The organism is Flavobacterium sp. LM4 (genome assembly GCF_002017935.1).
GTDB classification, from domain to species: Bacteria; Bacteroidota; Bacteroidia; order Flavobacteriales; family Flavobacteriaceae; genus Flavobacterium; species Flavobacterium chungangense.
In genome coordinates this window covers 1-25,689 of sequence record NZ_MUFW01000006.1, presented here as the reverse complement: position 1 = coordinate 25,689, position 25,689 = coordinate 1, and the positions used below count along the sequence as shown (strand labels likewise).

The following is a 25,689-nucleotide window of genomic DNA, read 5'->3' as shown; positions in this document are numbered from 1 at the left end:
AAGTCTCAACAAAATATTGAGACTTTTTTGGAATTTATTATTTTAAATATTGGAGATTATCCTAATACTTCTTTTACTTTTTTACCAATTTCAGCTGGTGAATCAACAACGTGGATTCCGTTGTCTCTCATGATTTGTTTTTTAGCGGCAGCGGTATCATCAGAACCACCAACAATAGCACCTGCGTGCCCCATTGTTCTACCTGCAGGAGCAGTTTCTCCGGCGATAAAACCAACAACTGGTTTACGGTTACCATCTGCTTTAACCCATTTAGCAGCATCTGCTTCTAACTGACCACCAATTTCACCAATCATGATGATGATTTCAGTTTCAGGATCGTTCATTAATAATTCTACAGCTTCTTTTGTAGTAGTTCCAATGATTGGATCTCCACCGATACCAATAGCAGTAGTAATTCCTAAACCTTGTTTTACAACCTGATCAGCAGCTTCATAAGTTAAAGTTCCAGATTTAGAAACGATACCAACAGTTCCTTTTTTGAAAACGAAACCTGGCATAATACCAACTTTAGCTTCACCCGGAGTAATGATACCAGGACAATTTGGACCAATTAATCTTGAATTTCTTTCTTTAACATAATTATTAGCCTTAATCATATCTGCTACAGGAATTCCTTCTGTAATTGCAATAATTACTTTAATTCCGGCATCAGCAGCTTCCATAATTGCATCAGCAGCAAAAGCCGGCGGTACAAAAATGATAGAAGTATCAGCTCCGGCCTGATCTACAGCATCTTTTACTGTGTTAAAAACCGGACGGTCCAAATGACTGGTTCCTCCTTTTCCAGGAGTAACACCACCCACAACATTAGTACCGTACTCAATCATTTGAGAAGCATGGAAAGTTCCTTCGCTTCCTGTAAATCCCTGAACAATTATTTTGGAATCTTTATTAACTAAAACACTCATGATATATATTTTATGTAGTTTTTAAAATTGTGATGCAAAAGTAAGGTTTTGTAACTTATTTTCACCTTTTTTATCGGCAAAAAATATCACGAAAATTGACTCATTTGATAACCCCTATACAATTTACCGTCTTTTATCTGCCAAATCGTAAAAAAATGTGCCAACAACATTTCTTCACGAGGATTTTCAATCGTTTTTACAAAGTGAGAATAACGTACTGAAACCAAATCATCTTCAGCTATTATATGACTAATTCTAACTTTTGAACGCACATAAGCGCGATTTAATTCATTTGCCATGTTTATTATCGAATCGTAATCCATGTGGATTAATCCTTTACTGCTATTCCACTCTATAGTTACATCGGGATGCAGATAGGTCTTAAAAATTTCACTATCAATCAGGGCATCCGATTTATAAAATTTTTGAACAAATTCTTTAATAGACATAGTTATTTTAATTTACTTAAAATTTCAGGAATCTTTTTGATATTAGCTAATTGTTTCAACTTTTCTCTTGATTCTTCGATTGGAGTTCCAAAATAAGATTTTCCTCCTTCAACCGATTTAGTGACTCCTGTCTGTCCCATAATAACTGCCTTCGTTCCTATTGTGATACCACTTGTTGTCCCAACTTGTCCCCAAATAGTTACTTCATCTTCAATAATAACACATCCGGCAATACCTGTTTGAGAAGCAATTAAACATTTTTTTCCTATTACAGAATCATGCCCAACGTGTACCTGATTATCGATTTTGGTTCCTTCACCAATTTTCGTATCACCTGTTACACCTTTGTCAATTGTACACAGAGCACCAATACCAACATTGTTTTCAATAACTACTCTTCCTCCGGAAATTAACTGATCAAAACCATCAGGACGTTTTTTATAATAAAAAGCATCTGCTCCTAAAATAGTTCCGGAATGAATAATTACATCATCACCAATTACAGTATGATCGTAAATAGAAACATTAGAATGTATCAGGCAATTTTTACCAATAGTAACGTGATTTCCAACAAAAGAATTTGGCTGAATAACAGTTCCTTCTCCTATTTTTGCAGATGGAGCAATAGCAACATTCGCATATTGAAAAGGCTTAAAATGTTTGGTTAAAGTATTGAAATCTCTGAAAGGATCATCAGAAATTAAAAGCGCTTTACCTTCAGGACAATCTACTTTCTTATTAATTAAAACAATAGTAGCAGCTGACTGTAAAGCTTTGTCATAATATTTGGGATGGTCAACAAAAACAATATCACCTGGTTCAACTACATGAATTTCGTTCATGCCTAAAACATCAAAGTCTTTGTCACCAATAAATTCGCAATTAAGCAAATTCGCAATTTCTTCTAAAGAGTGAACTTTTGGAAATTTCATATTTTATAATTAGAAAATGTGCCAATTAGAAAATGAGTCAATTAGAATGTGAATATACAAAATTATAACAATTCACAAATTACCTAATTGACTCATTGTCAAATTATCTCAATTAAAAAGTTACTCTTTTACACGCTCCATATAAGAACCTGAAGCGGTATCAATTTTAATTTTATCACCTTCATTGATGAATAACGGTACGTTTACAGTTGCTCCTGTTTCTACAGTAGCTGATTTTGTAGCATTTGTAGCTGTATTTCCTTTCACTCCAGGTTCAGCATAAGTTACTTCTAAAACAATTGAAGCTGGCATATCAACTGACAAAGGCAAATCTGTTTCTGTATTAACCTGAACCATTACGTTTGTTCCTTCTTTTAATAACCCTGGAGCATCTAAAATACTTTTATTCAAAGAAATTTGCTCGAAAGTTTCAGCATTCATGAAATGAAACTCTTCCCCTTCAGCATATAAAAACTGATACGTATGTGTTTCTACACGTACGTCTTCAATTTTGTGTCCTGCAGAAAAGGTATTATCCAATACTTTTCCTGTTGTTAAGCTTTTTAATTTTGTTCTCACGAAAGCGGGGCCTTTTCCTGGTTTTACGTGAAGAAATTCGATAATTTTATAAATATCGTGATTATATTTGATACATAATCCGTTTCTAATATCTGATGTAGACGCCATTTGTTTTTTATTTTATTTACTTTGGTTGAATCGTTGAATCGTTTAACTGTTTTTTCGATTTGAACGATTAAACAAATAAACAATTAAACTCTATTTTAATAATTTCCTGAATATCCTTTCATTACCCCTCTTGATGAATTTCGAATAAAATCTAAAATTTCATCTCTCTCCGGAGTAGCTTCCATTTCACCTTCAATAATACTCAAAGCTTGTGTTGTATTGTAATTTTTCTGGTAAAGAATTCTGTAAATATCCTGTATTTCTCTTATTTTTTCAGTGCTAAAACCTCTTCTTCTAAGTCCTACTGAATTTATTCCCACATATGATAATGGTTCTTTCGCAGCTTTAGTATATGGTGGAACGTCTTTTCTTAATAATGATCCTCCAGAAATCATAGCATGATCTCCCACACTGATAAATTGATGAACTGCTGATAATCCTCCAATAATTGCATAATTACCAATAGTAACGTGGCCTCCTAAAAGAACTCCGTTAACAATAATAGCATTATTACCTACATGACAATCATGAGCAATATGTGCAGTTGCCATTATTAAACAATTATTACCTATAACTGTCTGACCTGAAGCTATTGTTCCTCTATTGATAGTTACACATTCTCTTATCGTGCAATTATCACCAATGATAGCCAAAGAATCTTCTCCTCCAAATTTTAAATCCTGAGGAACTGCTGAAATTACTGCACCTGGAAAAATATTACAATTTTTTCCAATTCGGGCACCTTCCATAATGGTTACATTTGAACCTATCCAGGTACCATCACCAATAACAACGTTATTATGAATTGTTGTAAAAGGCTCAATTACAACATTTTTAGCGATTTTAGCGCCAGGATGAACATATGCTAATGGTTGATTCATCTGTATTTTTTATATTTTAATTTAAAATAGTCTAATTTGGGCAACAAACGTAAACAATAATTTTGATTAATTATTGTTTTCTTGCAATTTGCGCCATTAATTCTGCTTCAGCAACTAATTTTCCATTAGCATATGCGTTGGCCTGCATGTGACAAATCCCTCTTCTGATAGGAGAAATCAAATCACACTTAAATATTAAAGTATCACCTGGTAAAACTTTATGTTTGAATTTAACATTATCTATTTTCATGAAATAAGTCAAATAGTTTTCAGGATCCGGAACTGTACTTAGAACTAAAATTCCACCTGTTTGTGCCATTGCCTCAACAATTAATACACCCGGCATAACCGGAGCATCAGGAAAATGCCCAACGAAGAAATTTTCATTCATGGTAACATTTTTCAATCCCACAACATGGCTTGATGACATTTCAATAATTCTGTCAATTAACAAAAATGGAGGTCTGTGAGGCAAAACAGCCATAATTTTATGGATATCCATCAATGGCTCCTGGTTTAAATCGTAAACAGGGATATGGTTTCTTTGCTCAATTTTTATAATTTTTGCTAATTTTTTGGCAAATTGTGTATTCACATAATGTCCAGGTTTATTAGCAATAATTTTTCCCTGAATTCTAACTCCAATTAAAGATAAATCACCAATAACATCTAAAAGTTTATGTCTTGCCGCTTCATTTGGATAATGCAAAGTTAAATTATCAAGAACACCATTTGGTTTTACAGAAATTTCATCTTTACCAAAAGCTCTTTTTAAGTTTTCCATTGTAGCATCGGAAATCTCTTTATCTACATAAACAATAGCATTATTAAGATCACCACCTTTTATTAATCCATTTTCTAATAAAGACTCTAATTCATGCAAAAAACTAAAGGTTCTTGAATTTGAAATTTCATCTTTAAAATCAGTAATGCTTTTCAAAGTAGCATTTTGAGTACCTAAAACTTTAGTGCCAAAATCTACCATAGTTGTAACCTGATAATCATCGCTTGGCATAACCAAAATCTCGCTTCCTGTAGTTTCATCTGTAAATGAGATTACCTCTTTTACTACATAAACATTACGCTTTGCATCCTGCTCTTCGATCCCGGCTTTTTCAATAGCCTCAACAAAATATTTTGAAGAACCATCCATAATAGGAAGTTCTGAAGCATTTAATTCTATAATAACGTTATCCAGATCACAACCAACTAATGCTGCTAAAACATGTTCAGGAGTTTGAATTTTTACACCTAATTTTTCTAGATTGGTACCTCTTTGTGTGTTAACTACATAATTGGCGTCAGCCTCAATTACCGGTTGGCCTTGCAAGTCAATTCTAACAAAAGTGAAACCATTATTTATAGGAGCAGGTTTAAAAGTCATTGCAACTTCTTTTCCTGTATGTAATCCAACTCCTGTTAGTGAAATTTCATTCTTGATGGTTTTCTGTTTAACCATTATTTCCATTTTTTGGGTTTATTATTTGTTTCTTTAATTCTTCTAATTCCGCAACAATTTTAGGCAAGTTCTTGAAATGAACATAGGATTTACTAAAATCGCTATAACCAAATGTTGGACTTCCCTGCAAAACTTCGTCATCTTTAATGTTTCTTCCTATTCCGGATTGAGCCTGAACCCGAACATTATTTCCAATTACTAAATGCCCTGCAATACCAACCTGTCCGCCAATCATACAGTTTTCTCCAATTTTTGTAGAGCCTGCAACTCCTGTTTGAGCTGCAATTACTGTATTTTTACCAATCTCAACATTATGGGCAATCTGAATTTGATTGTCTAACTTTACGCCCTTTCTAATAATTGTAGATCCAAGTGTAGCTCTGTCTATTGTAGTATTCGCTCCAATATCTACATTGTCCTCAATAATAACATTACCAATTTGCGGTACTTTACTATATTCCCCATCTTCATTTGGAGCAAAACCAAAACCGTCTGCACCAATAATAGTTCCTGAATGAATGGTACAGTTATTACCAATTACAGTTTCAGAATAAATTTTAGCCCCTGCAAAAATGCACACATTATCACCAATAACAACATTATCACCAATAAAACTGTTTGGATATATTTTTACATTATTACCTAAACTCACATTTTGACCCACATAACTAAAACTTCCCAAATAAAGGTTTTCACCATATTTGGTTCCTTCAGTTATAAAAGCTTGCGGCTCGATTCCGCTTTTATTTAATTTTACCTGATTATAAAACTCTAAAAGTTTAGAAAAGGATACATATGCATCTTCTACTTTAATTAAAGTAGTTGTAATTTCAGATTCAGGCATAAAAGAATCATTGACAATCGTTACAGATGCTTTTGTAGTGTAAATGTGATTGATATATTTAGGATTTGCCAGAAAAGTAAGTGATCCCTCCTCTCCTTCTTCAATTTTAGACAGTCGAAAAACCTCGGCATTAGGATTCCCAACTACTTCGCCTTCTAAAATCCCCGCTATTTGTTCTGCTGTAAATTTCATCTTATTTGATTCTATTTTTTATACGAATAAGATGGAACTCTATATTAACGTTCTGCTTATATTCAAAAAAAATATACTAATTTGTTTTTATGTCCGACAAAAATATAAAAAATAGGTTTTAAATGTTAATTTTAGATAAGTTGTTTTGGAAAACATATGTAATATTTTGTAACCAATTTAGATAATGATTTCAAATTCAACTGGTCAGAAGCTTCAACAACATCTTCAATTGTTTTATCTTTTTTAAGTATTCTTATAGGTTCTGCTTCTTTACTGTAGGCCTGATTTTTAATTTTGCCCCTAAAAATAAAGTAACCTGCATCAAGAGCTGATATATGGTGTTGTTCTGCAAATTCTTCTTTTAAGGATTGCGATTCTTCCATCGGAATTTTTTCTGCACTTAATTTAATTTTCAATAAATCCCTGTTAATAATCATTTTACTTAGAGTGGAAAGAATAAAATCATCCTGTTTTTGCCAGGCTTTCAGAGCACTGATAATATCAAAATCATCCAATTGTGAAAATAAATCTAATTTTTCTGCATCAAAATATTCGAGGGTAATTTTGTTTTGCATAAAATAACGAAGAGGCTCACTACAGGGTAAAGACAAACCTTTTAAAGTTAATTCTTTGGCTCTTTTTAAAACTTTCATCAAAATCAATTCAGCTACAAGGCTGGTTTTATGCAAATACGCCTGCCAATACATCAATCTTCTTGACAACAAAAATTTTTCTACTGAATAAATTCCTTTTTCTTCAATAACCAAAATATCTTCAACGACATTCATCATCTGAATCAGACGTTCAGAATTGACATTCCCTTCTGCAACGCCTGTGTAAAAACTGTCACGTTTTAAATAATCCATTCGATCCATATCTAATTGACTGGAAATCAGCTGAAGCATAAACTTTCGATGATATTCACCCTTAAAAACCTGAATTGCCAGGCTTAATTTTCCGTCAAACTCATTATTCAACTGATTCATAAACAAAAGAGAAATGGCTTCGTGATGAACATCTTCTACAATGCTTTTCTCCATTGCATGCGAAAAAGGTCCGTGGCCAATATCATGCAGTAAAATAGCAATATACAATGCATTTTCTTCTTCAGATGAAATAGCAACATCTTTAAAACGAAGTGTGTCGATTGCTTTTTGCATCAAATGCATACAGCCCAATGCGTGATGAAAACGTGTATGATTAGCTCCCGGATAAACCAAATACGACAATCCCATTTGTGAAATACGTCGCAAACGCTGAAAATAAGGATGCTGGATTAAATCATAAATAAGCTCATTCGGAATAGAAATAAAGCCATAAATGGGGTCATTGAATATTTTTAACTTATTGATATGATTCACTATTCTGGTAATTTTTTAAGTCAACAAATATAAGTAATTAACTATAAAGAGTTTTCTGTTTTATCTTAAAAAACAAAAAGAAAATCATTCATCAAAAAAAGAAAAAAGCACTATTTACAAACACTTTTAACAAAACACAAATATATCTTGAAATTTCTTAAACTTTCATTTTTGTGAGATGTTGATAACTAAGGATTAGTTTTCATGTTGTTATAAAGCGTTTCATTTTCAAAATTAATATATTTGAAAGTAACAAAAATTTGGAAAATCATGAGAATAGAAACCGATATTAAATTAGGCTTTAAAGATGTAATGATCAGACCCAAAAGATCGACTTTAAAAAGCAGATCTGAAGTATCTTTAGAAAGAGGTTTCAAATTTTTGCATAGTACTACAGCATGGACAGGAATTCCAATTATGGCTGCGAATATGGATACTGTAGGTACTTTTGAAATGGCTGCTGTTTTAGCAAAAGAAAGGCTTTTTACCGCTATTCATAAACATTATTCGCTTCAGGAGTGGAATGATTTTTCACAAACCGTTTCCTCAGATTTTTATAATTATATTGCCATTAGCACAGGAACAGGGAAAGAAGATGCTGTTAAAATTGCTGAAATTATTAAAGCGAATCCCTCTCTGAAATTTATTTGTATTGATGTTGCCAATGGATATTCAGAACATTTTGTTCAGTTTTTAAAAAAAACCCGCGAACAATATCCAGACAAGGTTATTATTGCAGGAAATGTAGTAACCGGCGAAATGACAGAAGAATTATTATTAGCAGGAGCTGATATTGTTAAGGTCGGAATTGGACCTGGTTCCGTTTGTACAACACGTATAAAAACCGGTGTGGGCTATCCGCAGCTTTCAGCTATTATTGAATGCGCTGATGCAGCTCATGGCTTAGGCGGACATATCATCAGTGATGGAGGCTGTACAACTCCCGGTGATGTGGCAAAAGCTTTTGGTGCGGGTTCAGATTTTGTAATGCTTGGAGGAATGCTCGCCGGGCATACAGAAAGTGGCGGTGAACTGATCGAAATAAAAGGCGAAAAATTCAAACAGTTTTACGGAATGAGTTCTACAACTGCAATGGACAAACATTCCGGTGGAGTTGCTGAATATAGGGCCAGTGAAGGAAAAACGGTTCAGATTCCTTTTAAAGGCAACGTAATCAACACGGTTTTGGATATTTTAGGCGGCTTACGCAGTACATGCACTTATGTTGGTGCTTCCAGACTAAAAGAATTAACTAAGCGAACAACATTCATAAGAGTCAGTGAGCAGGAAAATCAAATTTTTACTAAATAATTTAAGTTGCTAGTTAATTGATTTGTTTAATTGTAGTGCGAATACAAAGAGTGTAAGCTTTATAATAAACCCATCGAGTGTCACCGCGTGTATTGTTCTTGGGAAAAGTTTTTTGATATCGCTAATTGTTGTTTCTACTCTTTTTCTCATTTTTAATTTTTCCCTTTTTTGTTCTAAAGTATCATTTCTTTTAGAATTCGACTTTCTTTGAATTTTCAATAAAATTGCTTTTCGTTCCAAAGCTTTATCTTCTAAACTATAATCTAAATAAGCACTATCGCCATATATTGAAGCTTCGGCAGGTAATTTGTCAATCATTCTTCCTAATGATTTTACATCAGCTGTTTTTCCTGGTGTAAAATGAAATGCTATTGGAATACCTGATTTTGTTGTTACTAATTGTACTTTGACACCGTAAAAGTAATTGCGCATACTTGCCGTGTAACCTCTCCACTTTTTATCTTTAAGAATTTTGCATTTTGAAATTCTCATATTATGGCATACCGCTACTGGAAAAGAATCAATTATATAATGCATTTCGCAACAAAAGTCTTTAAAATAAGAACTTATAATTTCAAATAATTCATAAAGAAGCTTACCTATTTTATGAAGCCGCCTATTGAATCTGCTTTTCTCAAGCATATTAGGGATATACCCATATTGCTTCATAAATTGAATTGCAGAACAATGATTACCATAAAAACTTGTCGAGGAAACTATGGCTGTTATTATTATTTCACTGTCACTTACTTGTCTTCTAATATCGTCTTTGTGCTCAATTCCTTGTAAAATATCATCCATTAAACAAAAAATTGAAATAATTTTGTCTTTTGTAAGCATCATATCTGTGAGTCTTTAGTTGTCGTAAACCAAATTTCTCACTTTTGATGCTTACTTTTTATATTTTATAACTAGCAACTTGAATTAAATAATTTAACTATTTTAGAATACATTTTTTCAAATTCAATATGATTACAATTTTAGAAGCAAAAGCAGAAAACATCAAAACCATTCAGGAAATAACCAATACAACCTGGCCAATTACGTATGGTAAAATCCTATCCGAAGAACAATTAGATTATATGTTGGATTTATTTTACTCTGATAAAGCGTTAAATAATCAATTGGAGAAAAAAGAACAATTATTTTATATGATTTCAGAAGACAAAACAACTTTGGGTTTTATTGGAATTGAGCATCATTACAAAAATGAACCTGCAACCCGAATTCATAAAATATATCTTTTGCCGGAGACACAAGGAAAAGGTATTGGCAAAAAAGTAATTGAATGGATTGAAAAAATGGCTTTAGAAAATCATTCAAACAGTTTATCCTTAAACGTAAACCGATTCAATTCAGCATTAAGTTTTTATAAAAAAATAGGATTTGAAATCATCGATGAAGTCAATATTGACATTGGAAATGGTTTCTTAATGGAAGATTATTTTATGGCGAAAAAGTTATAATCAGCTCACAATTATATCGTGTTTAAACAATAAGCCCTTTACTTCATTCAAAGCAAAAACAGCTTTTTTAAGTTTCGTTTTGGATGGATCAATGGTGTAATTATAACTCGTTTTGAAATCGGCTTTGTTGGCAATTGTCTTATCAAACTCTGATCGATATAAATCACAATTATCAAAAAGTACGCTTGTAAGATCGGCAGCCATAAAATCGACAGCAACCAGACTGCAGTTTGTAAATGTTGTTCCTTTTATTTTTAAAGTATAAAATTTCGAAAAATCTAAAATACAATCATTAAAATGAATTTCAAAAATGAGTTTGTCGCACATGGCAAAATTTACATCTTTGATTTTACATCGATTAAAAGATGCTGTTCTAAAAGCCACATAATTGATTTTTGCTTCAGAAAAAATGCAGTCATTAAAAACGCAGTCAATAAATGTAACGGCTAAAAAAGTACAGGCAGAAAAATTGCAATTATTAAAAACACAACATTCAAATTCCTTAAAATTAGCCCCATCCCTATCATAAATGATGCTATTAAATTCTTTATCAAGGAAATACTGACTAGTCATTAAAGGTTAATGTTATTAAATAAAAAACGCAAGAATCAAATGTATGATAATTGCGTTTAGACTGAAATATTATTTACTGATTATTTTCTATGTACCCTTCTTAAAAGAAAAATTGCAATCACAAAAAAAGCTGCTAAAAATACAATTGCCAACCGAGGGCTTCCTGTAATTTGATCGATAATTCCATAAAGACACATTCCTATAACGATTCCTATTTTTTCGGCAACATCATAAAAACTAAAAAATGATGCTGTATCTTCGGTCTCAGGTAATAACTTTGAATACGTTGAGCGTGACAAAGCCTGGATTCCTCCCATTACAAATCCGACTACCGTAGCCATTACATAAAAATGTATTGGTAAAGTAATAAAAAAGGCAAGAGCACAAAAGACTGCCCAGATAGTATTGATTACAATTAATGTTGGAATATTACCAAATTTTGCTGACGCTCTTGAAGTTAAAAAAGCACCAATAACAGCCACTAATTGAATAATTAAAATACACTTAATTAACCCAATAGTACTTTCTTCTTCAGATGCCCATTGAATTTCCTGAGCTCCAAAATAAGTCGCTACCAGCATTACAGTCTGAACTGCCATACTTGAAACAAAAAATCCTCCTAAATATCTTTTTAAAGGTACATTATCATTCAATAAACCCCATACCTTTTTCAATTCCTTGAAACCATTAAAAACAACAGATTTAGTTAGTTTTTCACCATTTTCTTTACTCCCTTTTGGTAAATAATAATACGTATACTGGCTAAATAAAATCCACCATGCACCTACCATTATAAAAGAATATCGCATCGCTATATCGCTAGCCGATTGAGTTCCGGTTCCTGTAATTTTGAACCAGTCAGGCTTCATAATCATCAACAAATTAATAACCAATAAAACAACACTTCCAATATATCCTAAAGAGTATCCTTTTGCGCTAATTTTATCCTGCTGCTCAGGAAATGCAATATCCGGCAAATAGGAATTATAGAAAACTAAACTTCCCCAATACCCAATAAGCCCCAGAAAGTAAAACAATAATCCAACATAAATATTTTCAAGATTAAACCAATACAATCCCATGCAGGATAAAGCTCCAAGATAGCAGAAAAACTTCATGAACATTTTTTTATTCCCAACATAATCTGCAATACCTGAAAGAAACGGGGAAAAAAAGGCTACAAATACAAAAGCAAATGCGGTTACAAAACTAATCAGGGCTGAATTTTTCAATTCTAACCCAAAAACTTCTATATAATGACTTCGCTTCAAAAATAAAGCTCCATAAAAAATAGGAAATACAGCGGATGAAATAGTAAGTGTATAAACTGAATTTGCCCAATCATAAAAGGCCCAGGCATTCAATAATTTTTTACTCCCTTTTTGCAGGTTTGTCATGGTTATGGTTTTGACGGCTAATTTATTTATTTTTTCTTATAAACATCATAAATCTTCATTAATAAATAATCAATGATTTATTTTTATTGATGATGATAAGGTTCGTTTCTTAAAATTGTAAAACCTCTGTATAATTGCTCTATAAAAAATAAACGTACCATCTGATGTGAAAAAGTCATCAATGAAAGCGAAATTTTTCCTTGTGCTTTACTATAAACCGTTTCTGAAAAACCATAGGGTCCGCCAATTACAAAAACTAAAGTTTTAATTCCTGAATTCATCTTTTTTTGTAATTCTTCAGAAAAACCAACGCTTGAAAAGTTTTTGCCATTTTCATCCAATAAAATTAATTGATCGGTGGGCGTTAATTTAGATAAAATCAACTCACCTTCTTTTTCTTTTTGCTGGCTTTCAGATAAGTTCTTTACATTCTTAATATCGGGAATGATTTCTAAATCAAATTTGATATAAAATGAAAGTCTTTTTGTGTAATCATCGATTAAAGTTTGCAATGATTTATTATCGGTTTTGCCAATGGCGATAAGTTTGATGTTCATATTAAATTGATTTATGAACAGCAAAGATAAAAATGATTCGTAGTTTCTATAGTATTAATTTTATTAGTATGCCTAAAAAAGCTGCTATCAAAATGATAACCGGCTAAGATATTTTTTTATAAATAGTAAACCTAAAATGGTCAGAATAGCAATTAATGCTGTCCATACATCAATAATACTTTTTGAAGCAATTATAATCACAGCTCCAACTAATGCACCAATGACCGCTGCTGTAATACCTGTAGCAAAATTTTTTATAGAATCATTTTTTGCAATCTTATGAAAGTAAGGAGCCGGAATAACTGTAAATAAATAACATGGCAAAAATGTCGCTAACGAAGAGACACATGCGCCTGAAAATCCGGTTGTTCCTAATTTTAAAAAATAATAAAAATTATAAGTTGGTTTTTCTGTCATGTCAATTCTTTTAAAATAAAACTCCTAATTGAAATCCAACAGTAAATGTTGCCGGTTTATCATTTGCAAATCGGACAGGCAAAGGCAAAGCAGCATAATAACTGCAATTTTCACTTTTGATGAGTGTTTTATTGAAAACAGGAGTAAAACCATATCTGCCGGAAGTTTCAAAAGCGACTCTGCCTGCAAAAGAAAATCCGCTTCCGAGAGGTACCAGAACTCCCGGATGAAAGGTTAAATTATTTGATTTACTTACTCCGTCTTCATCTTTGATTGTTGGAACAATTTCGAAGGAAAATCCTATTTTAGAAGTTTTCCATAAATTGATTCCTATTGGAAAAGCTACAACATAATGACCATCAAAGTTCGTTGTTGTTTCATCTTCACTGAAAGTAACAATTGGGTGCATAATCCCTATATAACCATTTATTTTTGGATAAGTAGTTTGAGAATAAGCTGTTCTAAAAAATAATAAAAAAAGAAGAATATTTTTTGTAATCCGTGTCATTGTTGTTTGTTTAATTAATTTAAACAAAGCTACGGAGCTTAAAAAGCAACAAATAGGATACTATCTACTTTTTGTATCTGAATTACTTTTTTGCTGTTTTTTTCTAAATGAAGAAGGATTTTCACCAGTATAAAGCTTAAAAATTCTGGTAAAATGACTTTGATCTGAAAAACCTGTTAAGTAAGAGATTTCAGTTAACGTATAATTTGAATTCTGAATAAGGTTTATAGCCTTTTCAATTCTGATTTTCCTAATATAATCCCCAAAATTGAGATCTTCAAAATATTTAGAAAATTCTCTTGATAAATAAGAAGGATTTAACTCTAAATCGGTTGATATTTTTTTGAGGTCAAATGTAAATTGAGCATCAATCTGATCCTGAATCATTTCTTTTAATTCGTTTACCCAACCCGGAATTTTCTTTTTCTCCGTTTTGTTTGCCTTTAAAAATTTGATATACACTTCATGAAGCAAATTTTCAAAAGGACTATTCTGTAAATGTTTTTGATGATATAAATAAGAAGCCCAGCTATATAAAGCATCATAAATCACCATTCCTATTTCTAAAAGTTTAGAATCATCAGTAATATTATGTGTCAATCCTGCTGAAATAGCCCAAAGTCCAGCCGACTCATTAGCAATATCATGCCTGTCTGTATCGGCTCCACGAACTATTTTTGAAATTACAGTAATAGCAGGGTCATCAATTTTGTGTTTTTTAATCATATAATCAAAAGTACATTGATCCTCATAATGCGTATATTCGACTCCCGGAATATCAAACGGAATTGCATTTAGTTTTTTGCTTCTTCAATAACATTATCAAAAGGAACATAAAAAAATTCTGCCTCAGAATCGACAAATTTCTGAATAAGCCACGAACAGGCTAATCGGTCTATTTTAGGGCGTTCACGCGTGATCCATTTCATTTGTTACTTTTTAGAAAATTGATTTTCGAAGATTTTAAATCGAACATCTAAATCTTTCAGTAATTCTTTTTTAACAGATACATCCTGAATAAAACTGTAATTAATACTGTTGTAGACATATTGTTTTATCGTTTCGTATGAAACATCCGGATATCTTTTTGCCAATAAAACATATTGTTCTGTCATATTAGTTCTTAAGATTCCTGCATCATCCGTACTAATTACAATCGGCACATTAAACTCTTTATAAAGTGAAAAAGGATGTCTCCCCTCTTTTACTTTTAAAATAAATTCGTTACTGGCCAAATTAATTTCAATAGGAATATTATTTTTTGACATATAACGCAATAAATCATACGAATTTGCTTCATAAGCAATATCAACTCCGTGACCAATTCTATTGGCTCCGGCTATATAAATCGCCGAATTAATATGCCAGGTTAAATCTTCTGGCTGAACCAATCCTAATGTCAATTCACCTGCGTGAAGCGTGAATTTTACGTTAGGAAATTGAGAATGGCAATATTTAAACATCATCATATGCAACCAATAATCTTTCATGGAAGTTTCTCCATCTTCAGGAGAAACAATGTTTACGCCAGCAACCAGTTTACTTTCATTTCCAGAAATAAAAGCAATCATAAGATTTTTAAACAAATCAACAGGTTCCATAAAACGCAATACAAAATTTTGATAACGCATCGTAAATCTATCATCATCAATTTTTAAATCTTTGTGAAGCTTTGCTATAAAATTGTTATTAAAATCTTCCGCATATTTTTTAGCATTTCTTTGTTGGATATTTTTATACAAATCATCCAGAAGTTTTAAAACAGCCTTTTCATCTTTTTGAACCGAAGCCTTACGAAGTTTTAAATTGAAATCATTCAGATCATCAACTTTCATATCACATGGAATTGTAGACAATTGTGTTTCAATATAACTTACATTTTCAGAAAGTGCACGGTTCTTTAGTTCTGTCAAGCCTTCTGCAAAATGACCTTCGATTGCAGGAGAAAACTTTTGAAAAGAATTAAAAAACAAATCATCAGAAGGAACTGACATACCATTAAAGTCCTTAGCAGACCAGGTTTGCAAAATTTTTTGTTTATAAAAAGACAGTTTACCTTTATTTTTAAGATATGACAATCTTTCCCAATTACCTTTTAATGATTCCACTTTCGAAACTTCCATCGTTTCTAAATTAAGATAAAAATCTTCTGCAATAACCCTTTCCAAAAGAGGTTCTGCATAAATAGATCCGGAAAAATGATGATGTAAATCGCCTCCTTTTGGCATTTGCTGAAAAAAAGCAGTTAGCGCGGCTTCATTGTTTCTTATTTTTTGCAAATAATTTTCAGCTGATTGAGAAAAATTTAATTGGGTTATCAGGAAGCAGAAAAGTGTAATTATCCTCATCATATTCTAAGTTTAAATTACAAGCAAATATAGTTATTTTTGAAAAAATCCGGAAGAATTAAATTTCATAATCAATATTATAAAATTTTGGATACCTAAAGAAACATTTTAAGCAGGATTTTTGATGTTTATTTTATAAATTATTGGATGAAAAACCAAATAAACAACCATTTGTCATTAGAATGATTTATAGAATTATCAAAAAATTAAAATTTAAGGGATAACTATTACGATTTCACTTTTCCTTTAATAAACAATTTTTCTCTTTTTCAATGCATTTCTGAACGTTTCCTGAATTTTTATAATCTGTATTTCTGTTTCAAATTGTTTGTTTAACTTTGTTTAAAACATATAAAAATGAAACAATTAGTTATATTACTTATTGCTTTTGCTACTTTTTCATGTACAAATGCGCAAAAAACAGAGAAACAAAGTTTTTCTGAAGAAGCTTTATCTCAAAAATTACTATCTGTTGACGAAAGTCAGGTTGTATTCAAGGATATTTTAAAAAGATATAAAGGAAAGACTCTAGTAATTGAAGTTTGGGCCTCTTGGTGCGGTGATTGTGTAAAAGCAATGCCTAAAGTAAAAGAACTTCAAGCCAACAATACTGGCGTATCCTATTTATTTATTTCTGCAGATAAAACAGCTGATAAATGGAAAATAGGAATTGAAAAACACGAATTAAAAGGTGATCATTACATGATGAATGACGGAATGAAAGGTGTTTTTGGAAAAGCAATTGATTTAGACTGGATTCCAAGATATATCATTATTGACAAAACTGGAAAAATTGTACTCTATCGTGCCATTGAAACCGATTTTGATAAAATTAACGAAACATTAAAAAGTCTAAAATAATATAAAAAAAATCTATAAAAAACAAAAAATTAATACTATCCAAAATGAGAAAACAAATTATTGCAGGAAACTGGAAAATGCATAAAAATGCTAATCAAACTGAAGAATTATTAAACGAATTAATTACAAAAATACCAGCAAAAACAAATGCTCAGGTTATCGTAGCACCAACATTTGTAAATTTAGCTGCTGCCGTTAATAAATTGAAAAATACTCCTATTGGAGTTTCAGCGCAAAATGTTCACCAAGCTGAAGGCGGAGCTTTTACGGGAGAAATTTCTGCTGATATGCTAAAAAGTATTGGAGTTGATACCGTAATATTAGGTCACTCAGAGCGCAGAGCTATTTTTAACGAAACTGATGCTTTAATTGCTAATAAAGTTGATACAGCCTTAAAGCATGAAATGACTGTTATTTTTTGTTTTGGAGAAGAATTAAAAGACCGTCAATCTGACAATCATTTTAATATCGTTGAAAATCAATTACGTGATGGATTATTTCACATTTCAAAAGAATCATGGTCAAATGTAGTTTTGGCGTATGAACCAGTTTGGGCTATTGGTACAGGTGAAACAGCTTCTCCTGAGCAGGCACAGGAAATGCACGAATTTATCAGAGAAACCATTCGTAAAGCTTTTGGAAATGATATAGCTGATGAAGTTTCTATCTTATACGGTGGTTCAGTAAAACCTGAAAATGCAAAGGAGATCTTCTCTAAACCAGACGTAGATGGTGGATTAATTGGGGGGGCTGCTCTAAAAGCTGATGATTTTCTTGCTATTGTAACAGCTATCTAAACATTCAATAATATATATTAAAGAATCCCGATTAATTAAAATTTATCGGGATTCTTTTTTTGGTAATATCTTTTTTTCTATTGAAAATCTATTCTGTAATATTAGAACTCGTTACATAAAAATCTTTACTTACTTCAATCGTTTTATTATCACCAATAATTTTCTCAGACTTCCATTCTGTTGTTGGTTTTAACCAAGTCTCCACTCCATTCAGTTTCACCTTTATCGGCATATCGAATTTAGCCACACAATTAGACCAATGATAACCAAAAGATCCGTCTTTAAAAATATATTCTAAAACCGGAATTTTAGTCGTCGTTAGATATTGTGCAAATACTCTGTTAAAATTAATTCCAGACTGGCTGTTAATATAATCTTCAATCTGTTTAGATGTAACCGTCTGATGATAAAATGTAGTGTTTAGTCCTCTTAAAATAGATTTCCATTTCGCATCATCATTAATTACTTCACGAATCATGTGCAGCATATTTGCTCCTTTCGGATACATATCACCTGATCCTTCGTTATTTACATCATAATGCCCTATAATTGGAATATCATTTTTAATATTTTTTCTACAACCTATCACATATTCAGCTCCAGCCTCTTTACCGTAATAATATTCCACAAAAAGGCTTTCCGAATAATTAGTAAAGCTCTCATGAATCCACATATCAGCAATGTCTTTATAGGTGATATTATTTGCAAACCATTCATGCCCAGATTCATGTATAATAATAAAGTCGAATTTTAATCCCCAGCCAGTTCCGCTCAAATCACGTCCTAAATATCCTTTTTTGTATTGATTCCCATAGGTTACACTACTTTGATGTTCCATTCCTAAATAAGGAGCCTCCACCAGTTTGTAACTATCTTCATAAAACGGATAAGGCCCGAAGCAGCTTTCAAAAGCTTTCAACATTTTTGGAGCATCTTTAAATTGTTCTTTTGCTAATGCTAAATTATCTCTTAAAACATAATAGTCACAATCTAAATTCCCTTTCTCTCCTTCATATTTTTCCGAAAAATTAACATAATCACCAATGTTAATATTTACACCGTAATTATTTATAGGATTAGAAACATACCAATTAAATGTTTTTGTGCCATCTTTTTGTTTTTTGACGCTTTGCAATCTTCCATTTGAAACGTCTGTTAAATCTCCCGGAACATTTACACTAATTAACATATTTTCTACTTCATCATACATGTGATCTTTACATGGCCACCAAACACTGGCTCCTAATCCCTGACATGATGAAGCTATAAAATCTTTTCCATTTTTATCTTTTTTCCAGGTAATTCCTCCATCCCATGGAGGATTAACAGCTTCTTTAGGTTTTCCTCCAAATGAAATAATAATTTCTTTTGTATCTCCTACTCTCTGATCTTCAGTTAACTGAATAAAAAAAGCATTTCCATCTCTTTTAAACTTCAATTCTTTTTCCCCTTGTATTACTTTATAAATTTGCATAGGTTCTTGCAAATCAATTTGCATTTTGTCATACTTGTTTAATACTGTATATCGAACTGTATTTGAACCTATAATAGTCTTATTAAATGGGTTAACTTTTACATCTAAATGGTAATATTTTAAATCCCACCAACTTCTTTCTTTAGTAATACTGCCACGCAAAGTATCCTGATGTGTAAATACTTTTTCAGATTTATTAAGAAGTCCTTGCGAGTACGATGAGGAGATAATAAAAAAAGTGATAAAAACGATTAGATATTTTTTCATTAATTTAAAATTTAGAAATTAAAAGGTTCAATTATTGAACAAAAGTAAACATTCAACTTCTGTTTAAATAAGATATTTTAATATTTTTATGGTGTTTCCCTGCGGGCCGGGCTGTACGCTTTATCTTTTGCGATTGGGTTTCGGGTTTAGAAAGAGGTTCAGTAAATCACAAAAGAATATCTCTGCCATCCCTAACGCGATTCATGGCAAACAAAAGTACTGTTCTCAGAAGAAATTACAAATTTTAAATTCCAATTCCAATTGTCTGAAACCTAAAATACTCCATTTCATAAAATAAAAAAAAAACTCCAATCAGCCATAGCCAATTGGAGTTTTCAGTAATCAGAGCAGGACTTGAACCATAAGTGTTCGAAACCTCAAAGTTATTATATTTGAGTCTAAAACAGACTTATGAAATTAGAAGAAGTTTTAGGTTATATTCCGAAAGGAGAATTAGAGAAACTATCACTTGCTTACAACGTAGATTATCAAGTAAAGAAACTTCATGGACAAACGATGTTTCAATTGTTACTTTTTTCTATGCTGAATATCAAACACAATAGTTTGAGAGTAATGGAAGAGTTTTATCATTCGTTGGCATTCAAAAGTATTGCAAATACTAGCTATCAAGGCGTAAAATATAATTCAATTAGGGATCGATTAGTAAATATAAATCCTGATTATTTTGAAGCAATATTCAATAGTTGCCTAAAAAAATATCAAGTTAAATATTTGAAGAAAAAGCATAATATTATTTCTTTTGATTCCACGCTGGTTAGTATTTCTTCTAAATTATTAAAAGTAAGGTATGCAAATTAATAAACAAGGAGACAAGAAATTTGTAAAATTCAGCATAGCTTTTTCCAACATACCAATCCATTCAAAAATCTTCACAGAACAGTCATTCGTTTCGGAAGATTTTGCATTAAAAGAGTTGGTAAAAGAATGTCCGCTAAGTGCAGACAATATTTTGGTTTTTGATAGGGGGCTTCAAGCAAGGGCAACATTTGAAGAGTTCAACGAGAATAATTTAACCTTTGTAACAAGATTGAATAATTACACTGGTTTTGAAACGGTTAAAAAATTTGAAATTGATGAAAATCAAACAGAAAGATTAATATTAGAACAAGATTTAGAGGTAAAATTATATGATAAACGAAATAAAAAAACTCAAAAATTCCTGCGTTTAATCATTGCAAAAGAAAAGGAAGATGGCGAAGTTTTTTATTTTTTAACCAACAGTAAAACCTTAACAGCAAAGGATGTGGCAGAAATTTATAGACAACGATGGGAAATTGAAGTGTTTTTTAAATTCATAAAACAGAATCTAAATTTTAGTCATTTGTTAAGCAGAAATATCAATGGCGTAAAAGTAGTAATGTATATGACTTTGATAACGGCTATTTTATTAGTGGTTTATAAAAAACTCAATGAACTCAAAGGATATAAAATTGCAAAATTGAAGTTTGCACAAGAATTAGAAGTTTTAATTATTAAAGACATAGTTGAAAAATGTGGAGGAGATCCAAACAAAGTAAATACAATTTTAAATCCGGAATGAGGTTTCGAACACTTATGGACTTGAACCCGCACGAACATTTCTGTTCACTGGATTTTAAGTCCAGCGTGTCTACCAATTTCACCATCCGAGCATTTGTGGTACCTCCAGGGATCGAACCAGGGACACATGGATTTTCAGTCCATTGCTCTACCATCTGAGCTAAGGTACCTCATTTTAAAACAAAAAACCCTGTTTCATCAGAAACAGGGTTTTCAAAAGAAAGGCGACGACATACTCTCCCACATAACTGCAGTACCATCTGCGCAGGCGGGCTTAACTACTCTGTTCGGGATGGGAAGAGGTGAGCCCCGCCGCAATAACCACCTTAAGGTTGTTAGTCTAAAGTCTAAGGTCATAAAGTCAAAAGTTTTCACTTTACGACTCTGGACTTTCGTCTTTAAGACTGCCCGCGACGGGCAAATATCTTAACATACTGAGATAAAGAAAAATATTTTTATTTACTATTTTTAGAAAGTTTCTTCCTCCGGGTTGACCCGGAGGAAAAGGGTGTACATAAGCTTACGGATTATTAGTACTACTCGACTATGACATTACTGCCTTTACATCTATAGCCTATCAACGTGGTCATCTTCCACGATCCTTAAAAGAAATCTCATCTTGTGGTGGGTTTCGCGCTTATATGCTTTCAGCGCTTATCCCTTCCCAACGTAGCTACTCTGCGGTGCCCCTGGCGGGACAACAGATACACTAGAGGTTAGTCCAATTCGGTCCTCTCGTACTAGAATCAGATCCACTCAAATTTCTAACGCCCACAGTAGATAGAGACCGAACTGTCTCACGACGTTCTGAACCCAGCTCGCGTGCCACTTTAATGGGCGAACAGCCCAACCCTTGGGACCTTCTCCAGCCCCAGGATGTGACGAGCCGACATCGAGGTGCCAAACCCCCCCGTCGATATGAGCTCTTGGGGGAGATCAGCCTGTTATCCCCGGCGTACCTTTTATCCTTTGAGCGATGGCCCTTCCATGCGGAACCACCGGATCACTATGCTCTACTTTCGTACCTGATCGACCTGTATGTCTCTCAGTCAAGCTCCCTTATGCCATTGCACTCTACGCACGGTTACCAAGCGTACTGAGGGAACCTTTAGAAGCCTCCGTTACTCTTTTGGAGGCGACCACCCCAGTCAAACTACCCACCAAGCACTGTCCCCCACAAAGCGGGGTTAGGCCTCAGATAAACAAAGGGTTGTATTTCAACAATGACTCCACAACGCCTGGCGACGCCGCTTCATAGTCTCCAACCTATCCTACACATCATTTATCCAAGGTCAATACTAAGCTATAGTAAAGGTGCACAGGGTCTTTTCGTCCCACTGCGGGTAAACGGCATCTTCACCGTTACTACAATTTCACCGAGCTCATGGCTGAGACAGTGTCCAGATCGTTACACCATTCGTGCAGGTCGGAACTTACCCGACAAGGAATTTCGCTACCTTAGGACCGTTATAGTTACGGCCGCCGTTTACTGGGGCTTCAATTCAATGCTTCTCCGAAGATAACATCTCCTCTTAACCTTCCAGCACCGGGCAGGTGTCAGGCCCTATACTTCATCTTACGATTTTGCAGAGCCCTGTGTTTTTGATAAACAGTCGCCTGGACCTCTTCACTGCGGCCAGCATTGCTGCTGGCGACCCTTCTCCCGAAGTTACGGGTCTATTTTGCCTAATTCCTTAGCCATGAATCTCTCGAGCACCTTAGGATTCTCTCCTCGACTACCTGTGTCGGTTTGCGGTACGGGTACTAATTACCTGAAGTTTAGAGGTTTTTCTTGGAAGCCCTTAGGCGCACTATCTCTTTGTCCGAAGACTCCGAGTACTATCGTATTTCCCCAAAACCCGTGGATTTGCCTGCGGGTCTTATAGGTAGGTACTTCAACGAACTATTCCGTCAGTTCGCGGCGCTTTCATCACTCCGTCACCCCATCACAGTAATCAGTAGTACGGGAATATTAACCCGTTGGCCATCGACTGTCCCTTTCGGGTTCGCCTTAGGTCCCGACTAACCCACAGCTGATTAGCATAGCTGTGGAAACCTTAGTCTTTCGGTGTGCGGGTTTCTCGCCCGCATTATCGTTACTTATGCCTACATTTTCTTTTCTAACCAGTCCAGAATACCTTACGATACACCTTCAACCCTGTTAGAATGCTCCCCTACCACTTACAATTGCTTGTAAATCCATAGCTTCGGTAATATGTTTATGCCCGATTATTATCCATGCTCGTCCGCTCGACTAGTGAGCTGTTACGCACTCTTTAAATGAATGGCTGCTTCCAAGCCAACATCCTAGCTGTCTGGGCAGACAAACCTCGTTCTTTCAACTTAACATATATTTGGGGACCTTAGCTGATGGTCTGGGTTCTTTCCCTCTCGGACTTGGACCTTAGCACCCAAGCCCTCACTGCTGGGAAACATTATATAGCATTCGGAGTTTGTCAGGAATTGGTAGGCGGTGAAGCCCCCGCATCCAATCAGTAGCTCTACCTCTATATAACTATCGCCAGCGCTGCACCTAAATGCATTTCGGGGAGTACGAGCTATTTCCGAGTTTGATTGGCCTTTCACCCCTACCCACAGGTCATCCGAAGACTTTTCAACGTCAACCGGTTCGGACCTCCACACTGTGTTACCAGCGCTTCATCCTGCCCATGGGTAGATCACACGGTTTCGCGTCTAACACTACTGACTAAAGCGCCCTATTCAGACTCGCTTTCGCTACGGATCCGTGGCTTAACCACTTAACCTTGCCAGCAACGTTAACTCGTAGGCTCATTATGCAAAAGGCACGCCGTCACCCCACGAAAGGGCTCCGACCGCTTGTAAGCGTATGGTTTCAGGATCTATTTCACTCCGTTATTCACGGTTCTTTTCACCTTTCCCTCACGGTACTGGTTCACTATCGGTCTCTCAGGAGTATTTAGCCTTAGCGGATGGTCCCGCCAAATTCAGACAGGGTTTCACGTGCCCCGCCCTACTCAGGATACCACTATCTATTATACTTGTTACCCATACGGGGCTATCACCCTCTATGGCCCGACTTTCCAGTCAGTTCCGGTTCCGTGTACATAAAATATCGTGGTCCTACAACCCCAACATTGCCGTAACAACATTGGTTTGGGCTAATCCGCGTTCGCTCGCCACTACTTACGGAATCACTTTTGTTTTCTTCTCCTCCGCCTACTTAGATGTTTCAGTTCAGCGGGTTTGCCCACCTATCGGTGTACTATGTCTTCAACATAGTGGGTTGCCCCATTCGGGTATCTACGGATCAATTCGTGTGTGCCGATCCCCGTAGCTTTTCGCAGCTTATCACGCCCTTCATCGCCTCTGAGAGCCTAGGCATCCCCCATACGCCCTTATTTTGCTTATTGTACCAATCATAAATTAATATGACCGTTTTTTTTTGTTTCTTGTTGTTTGTATCTCTACTATAACAAAAAACGCTTTCTACTTTTTATTATTTCTTATCTCAATATGTCAATGAACTTTAACAATTAATAATTATCAATTGATAATTGTCAATTATTTCGTGGAGAATAACGGAGTCGAACCGTTGACCTCCTGCGTGCAAGGCAGGCGCTCTAGCCAGCTGAGCTAATCCCCCATTTTTTAGTTGTCAGTTAACAGTTTTCAGTTAACAGTACTTAAAACGGTTACTCAACCTCTAAAATTTCCTTTTAATTAAGCTAATCAGTCTTTTTAATTATCAATTGTCAATTAATAATTGTCAATTTGATTTTAAAAAGTAGTCCCGGGCAGACTCGAACTGCCGACCCCTACATTATCAGTGTAGTACTCTAACCAGCTGAGCTACGAGACTCTGTTTTACTTAATTTTCATTTTTTTTTAAATTAACAGCAAGAGTAATACAATCTTTCAATTCAGAACTTTAAAGATCTTCATCTTTTTTCCTCAGCGTGCACAAATGCTAACACTAAGGCTCTAGAAAGGAGGTGTTCCAGCCGCACCTTCCGGTACGGCTACCTTGTTACGACTTAGCCCTAGTTACCAGTTTTACCCTAGGCAGCTCCTTGCGGTCACCGACTTCAGGCACCCCAGCTTCCATGGCTTGACGGGCGGTGTGTACAAGGCCCGGGAACGTATTCACCGGATCATGGCTGATATCCGATTACTAGCGATTCCAGCTTCACGGAGTCGAGTTGCAGACTCCGATCCGAACTGTGACCGGTTTTATAGATTCGCTCCTGGTCGCCCAGTGGCTGCTCTCTGTACCGGCCATTGTAGCACGTGTGTAGCCCAAGGCGTAAGGGCCGTGATGATTTGACGTCATCCCCACCTTCCTCACAGTTTGCACTGGCAGTCTTGTTAGAGTTCCCGACATGACTCGCTGGCAACTAACAACAGGGGTTGCGCTCGTTATAGGACTTAACCTGACAC

At 34.3% G+C, this 25,689-nt stretch carries 24 protein-coding genes, 4 tRNA genes and 3 rRNA genes; 6 read left to right on the top strand and 25 right to left on the bottom strand.

The window, feature by feature from the left end; all coding sequences use genetic code 11:
- Positions 1-56 precede the first annotated feature (56 nt).
- The 8 genes from sucD to BXU10_RS22865 form a co-directional block, all read right to left on the bottom strand.
- Positions 57-929: a succinate--CoA ligase subunit alpha gene (sucD, locus tag BXU10_RS22900; RefSeq protein WP_031455321.1), complete on the bottom strand. Its 873-nt coding sequence runs from the start codon at positions 927-929 to the stop codon at positions 57-59.
- 86 nt (positions 930-1,015) lie between these two features.
- On the bottom strand, positions 1,016-1,378 hold the full coding sequence (locus BXU10_RS22895; RefSeq protein WP_031455320.1) for a nuclear transport factor 2 family protein: 363 nt from the start codon (positions 1,376-1,378) through the stop codon (positions 1,016-1,018).
- 2 nt (positions 1,379-1,380) lie between these two features.
- Positions 1,381-2,310 carry a UDP-3-O-(3-hydroxymyristoyl)glucosamine N-acyltransferase gene (locus BXU10_RS22890; RefSeq protein WP_078229768.1) on the bottom strand — a complete coding sequence of 310 codons (930 nt, stop codon included), beginning with the start codon at positions 2,308-2,310 and terminating at the stop codon, positions 1,381-1,383.
- A 120-nt stretch (positions 2,311-2,430) separates the two neighbouring features.
- Complete coding sequence (gene efp / locus BXU10_RS22885; RefSeq protein ID WP_031455318.1) at positions 2,431-2,997, bottom strand: elongation factor P; 567 nt, start codon at positions 2,995-2,997, stop codon at positions 2,431-2,433.
- A 95-nt stretch (positions 2,998-3,092) separates the two neighbouring features.
- Positions 3,093-3,878: an acyl-ACP--UDP-N-acetylglucosamine O-acyltransferase gene (gene lpxA, locus BXU10_RS22880; RefSeq protein ID WP_031455317.1), complete on the bottom strand. Its 786-nt coding sequence runs from the start codon at positions 3,876-3,878 to the stop codon at positions 3,093-3,095.
- Between the two features lie 70 nt (positions 3,879-3,948).
- Positions 3,949-5,337 carry a bifunctional UDP-3-O-[3-hydroxymyristoyl] N-acetylglucosamine deacetylase/3-hydroxyacyl-ACP dehydratase gene (locus tag BXU10_RS22875; RefSeq protein ID WP_078229911.1) on the bottom strand — a complete coding sequence of 463 codons (1,389 nt, stop codon included), beginning with the start codon at positions 5,335-5,337 and terminating at the stop codon, positions 3,949-3,951.
- On the bottom strand, positions 5,330-6,373 hold the full coding sequence (gene lpxD / locus BXU10_RS22870) for a UDP-3-O-(3-hydroxymyristoyl)glucosamine N-acyltransferase (protein WP_031455315.1): 1,044 nt from the start codon (positions 6,371-6,373) through the stop codon (positions 5,330-5,332). Before lpxD ends, BXU10_RS22875 begins: the two co-directional genes overlap by 8 nt.
- Before the next feature lie 131 nt (positions 6,374-6,504).
- On the bottom strand, positions 6,505-7,734 hold the full coding sequence (locus BXU10_RS22865; protein ID WP_078229767.1) for an HD domain-containing protein: 1,230 nt from the start codon (positions 7,732-7,734) through the stop codon (positions 6,505-6,507).
- A 270-nt stretch (positions 7,735-8,004) separates the two neighbouring features.
- Here BXU10_RS22865 and BXU10_RS22860 point away from each other — a divergent pair, with 270 nt between their 5' ends.
- Positions 8,005-9,045, top strand: coding sequence for a GMP reductase (locus BXU10_RS22860; RefSeq protein WP_078229766.1), 1,041 nt, complete (start codon positions 8,005-8,007; stop codon positions 9,043-9,045).
- Positions 9,046-9,054: 9 nt separating this feature from the next.
- On the opposite strand, the gene BXU10_RS22855 is transcribed toward BXU10_RS22860, so the two are convergent.
- Complete coding sequence (locus BXU10_RS22855; protein ID WP_223255545.1) at positions 9,055-9,888, bottom strand: IS982 family transposase; 834 nt, start codon at positions 9,886-9,888, stop codon at positions 9,055-9,057.
- 125 nt (positions 9,889-10,013) lie between these two features.
- Between BXU10_RS22855 and BXU10_RS22850 the strand changes: the two genes are divergently transcribed.
- Positions 10,014-10,511 carry a GNAT family N-acetyltransferase gene (locus BXU10_RS22850; protein WP_078229764.1) on the top strand — a complete coding sequence of 166 codons (498 nt, stop codon included), beginning with the start codon at positions 10,014-10,016 and terminating at the stop codon, positions 10,509-10,511.
- Here BXU10_RS22850 and BXU10_RS22845 read toward each other — a convergent pair whose 3' ends face one another.
- The 8 genes from BXU10_RS22845 to BXU10_RS22815 form a co-directional block, all read right to left on the bottom strand.
- Positions 10,512-11,084 carry a pentapeptide repeat-containing protein gene (locus tag BXU10_RS22845; RefSeq protein WP_078229763.1) on the bottom strand — a complete coding sequence of 191 codons (573 nt, stop codon included), beginning with the start codon at positions 11,082-11,084 and terminating at the stop codon, positions 10,512-10,514.
- Between the two features lie 80 nt (positions 11,085-11,164).
- Complete coding sequence (locus BXU10_RS22840) at positions 11,165-12,481, bottom strand: MFS transporter (RefSeq protein ID WP_078229762.1); 1,317 nt, start codon at positions 12,479-12,481, stop codon at positions 11,165-11,167.
- An 83-nt stretch (positions 12,482-12,564) separates the two neighbouring features.
- Complete coding sequence (rlmH, locus tag BXU10_RS22835) at positions 12,565-13,038, bottom strand: 23S rRNA (pseudouridine(1915)-N(3))-methyltransferase RlmH (protein ID WP_078229761.1); 474 nt, start codon at positions 13,036-13,038, stop codon at positions 12,565-12,567.
- A gap of 87 nt (positions 13,039-13,125) precedes the next feature.
- On the bottom strand, positions 13,126-13,455 hold the full coding sequence (locus BXU10_RS22830; protein ID WP_223255544.1) for a chromate transporter: 330 nt from the start codon (positions 13,453-13,455) through the stop codon (positions 13,126-13,128).
- 10 nt (positions 13,456-13,465) lie between these two features.
- Positions 13,466-13,963, bottom strand: a complete 498-nt coding sequence (locus tag BXU10_RS22825) for a hypothetical protein (protein WP_078229760.1) — start codon at positions 13,961-13,963, stop codon at positions 13,466-13,468.
- A gap of 60 nt (positions 13,964-14,023) precedes the next feature.
- Positions 14,024-14,740 (bottom strand): chromate resistance protein ChrB domain-containing protein, encoded by a 717-nt coding sequence (locus tag BXU10_RS25660; RefSeq protein WP_255406265.1) that lies wholly within the window; start codon positions 14,738-14,740, stop codon positions 14,024-14,026.
- Positions 14,741-14,757: 17 nt separating this feature from the next.
- Positions 14,758-14,892, bottom strand: a complete 135-nt coding sequence (locus BXU10_RS25655; RefSeq protein WP_255406244.1) for a chromate resistance protein ChrB domain-containing protein — start codon at positions 14,890-14,892, stop codon at positions 14,758-14,760.
- 3 nt (positions 14,893-14,895) lie between these two features.
- Positions 14,896-16,242 (bottom strand): adenosine deaminase, encoded by a 1,347-nt coding sequence (locus tag BXU10_RS22815; RefSeq protein ID WP_223255543.1) that lies wholly within the window; start codon positions 16,240-16,242, stop codon positions 14,896-14,898.
- Positions 16,243-16,668: 426 nt separating this feature from the next.
- Between BXU10_RS22815 and BXU10_RS22810 the strand changes: the two genes are divergently transcribed.
- On the top strand, positions 16,669-17,172 hold the full coding sequence (locus tag BXU10_RS22810) for a TlpA disulfide reductase family protein (protein WP_078229758.1): 504 nt from the start codon (positions 16,669-16,671) through the stop codon (positions 17,170-17,172).
- A gap of 44 nt (positions 17,173-17,216) precedes the next feature.
- Entirely contained in the window at positions 17,217-17,969 is a 753-nt protein-coding gene (gene tpiA / locus BXU10_RS22805) for a triose-phosphate isomerase (protein WP_078229757.1), read from the top strand.
- Between the two features lie 88 nt (positions 17,970-18,057).
- Here tpiA and BXU10_RS22800 read toward each other — a convergent pair whose 3' ends face one another.
- Positions 18,058-19,710 carry a M1 family metallopeptidase gene (locus BXU10_RS22800; protein WP_078229756.1) on the bottom strand — a complete coding sequence of 551 codons (1,653 nt, stop codon included), beginning with the start codon at positions 19,708-19,710 and terminating at the stop codon, positions 18,058-18,060.
- Positions 19,711-20,121: 411 nt separating this feature from the next.
- Between BXU10_RS22800 and BXU10_RS25430 the strand changes: the two genes are divergently transcribed.
- Positions 20,122-20,529, top strand: coding sequence for a hypothetical protein (locus BXU10_RS25430; protein WP_223255542.1), 408 nt, complete (start codon positions 20,122-20,124; stop codon positions 20,527-20,529).
- Positions 20,519-21,271: a transposase gene (locus tag BXU10_RS22795; protein WP_223255541.1), complete on the top strand. Its 753-nt coding sequence runs from the start codon at positions 20,519-20,521 to the stop codon at positions 21,269-21,271. Before BXU10_RS25430 ends, BXU10_RS22795 begins: the two co-directional genes overlap by 11 nt.
- Positions 21,272-21,274: 3 nt before the next feature.
- Here BXU10_RS22795 and BXU10_RS24905 read toward each other — a convergent pair.
- The 7 genes from BXU10_RS24905 to BXU10_RS22765 form a co-directional block, all read right to left on the bottom strand.
- Positions 21,275-21,360 (bottom strand) — tRNA-Leu (locus BXU10_RS24905).
- 7 nt (positions 21,361-21,367) lie between these two features.
- Positions 21,368-21,440, bottom strand: a tRNA-Phe gene (locus tag BXU10_RS22790).
- A 49-nt stretch (positions 21,441-21,489) separates the two neighbouring features.
- Positions 21,490-21,599: ribosomal RNA gene (gene rrf / locus BXU10_RS22785) — 5S ribosomal RNA — on the bottom strand.
- A 181-nt stretch (positions 21,600-21,780) separates the two neighbouring features.
- A 23S ribosomal RNA gene (locus tag BXU10_RS22780) occupies positions 21,781-24,662 on the bottom strand.
- A 159-nt stretch (positions 24,663-24,821) separates the two neighbouring features.
- Positions 24,822-24,895, bottom strand: a tRNA-Ala gene (locus tag BXU10_RS22775).
- 142 nt (positions 24,896-25,037) lie between these two features.
- A tRNA-Ile gene (locus BXU10_RS22770) sits at positions 25,038-25,111 on the bottom strand.
- Between the two features lie 126 nt (positions 25,112-25,237).
- Positions 25,238-25,689, bottom strand: a 16S ribosomal RNA gene (locus BXU10_RS22765); the annotation flags it as partial.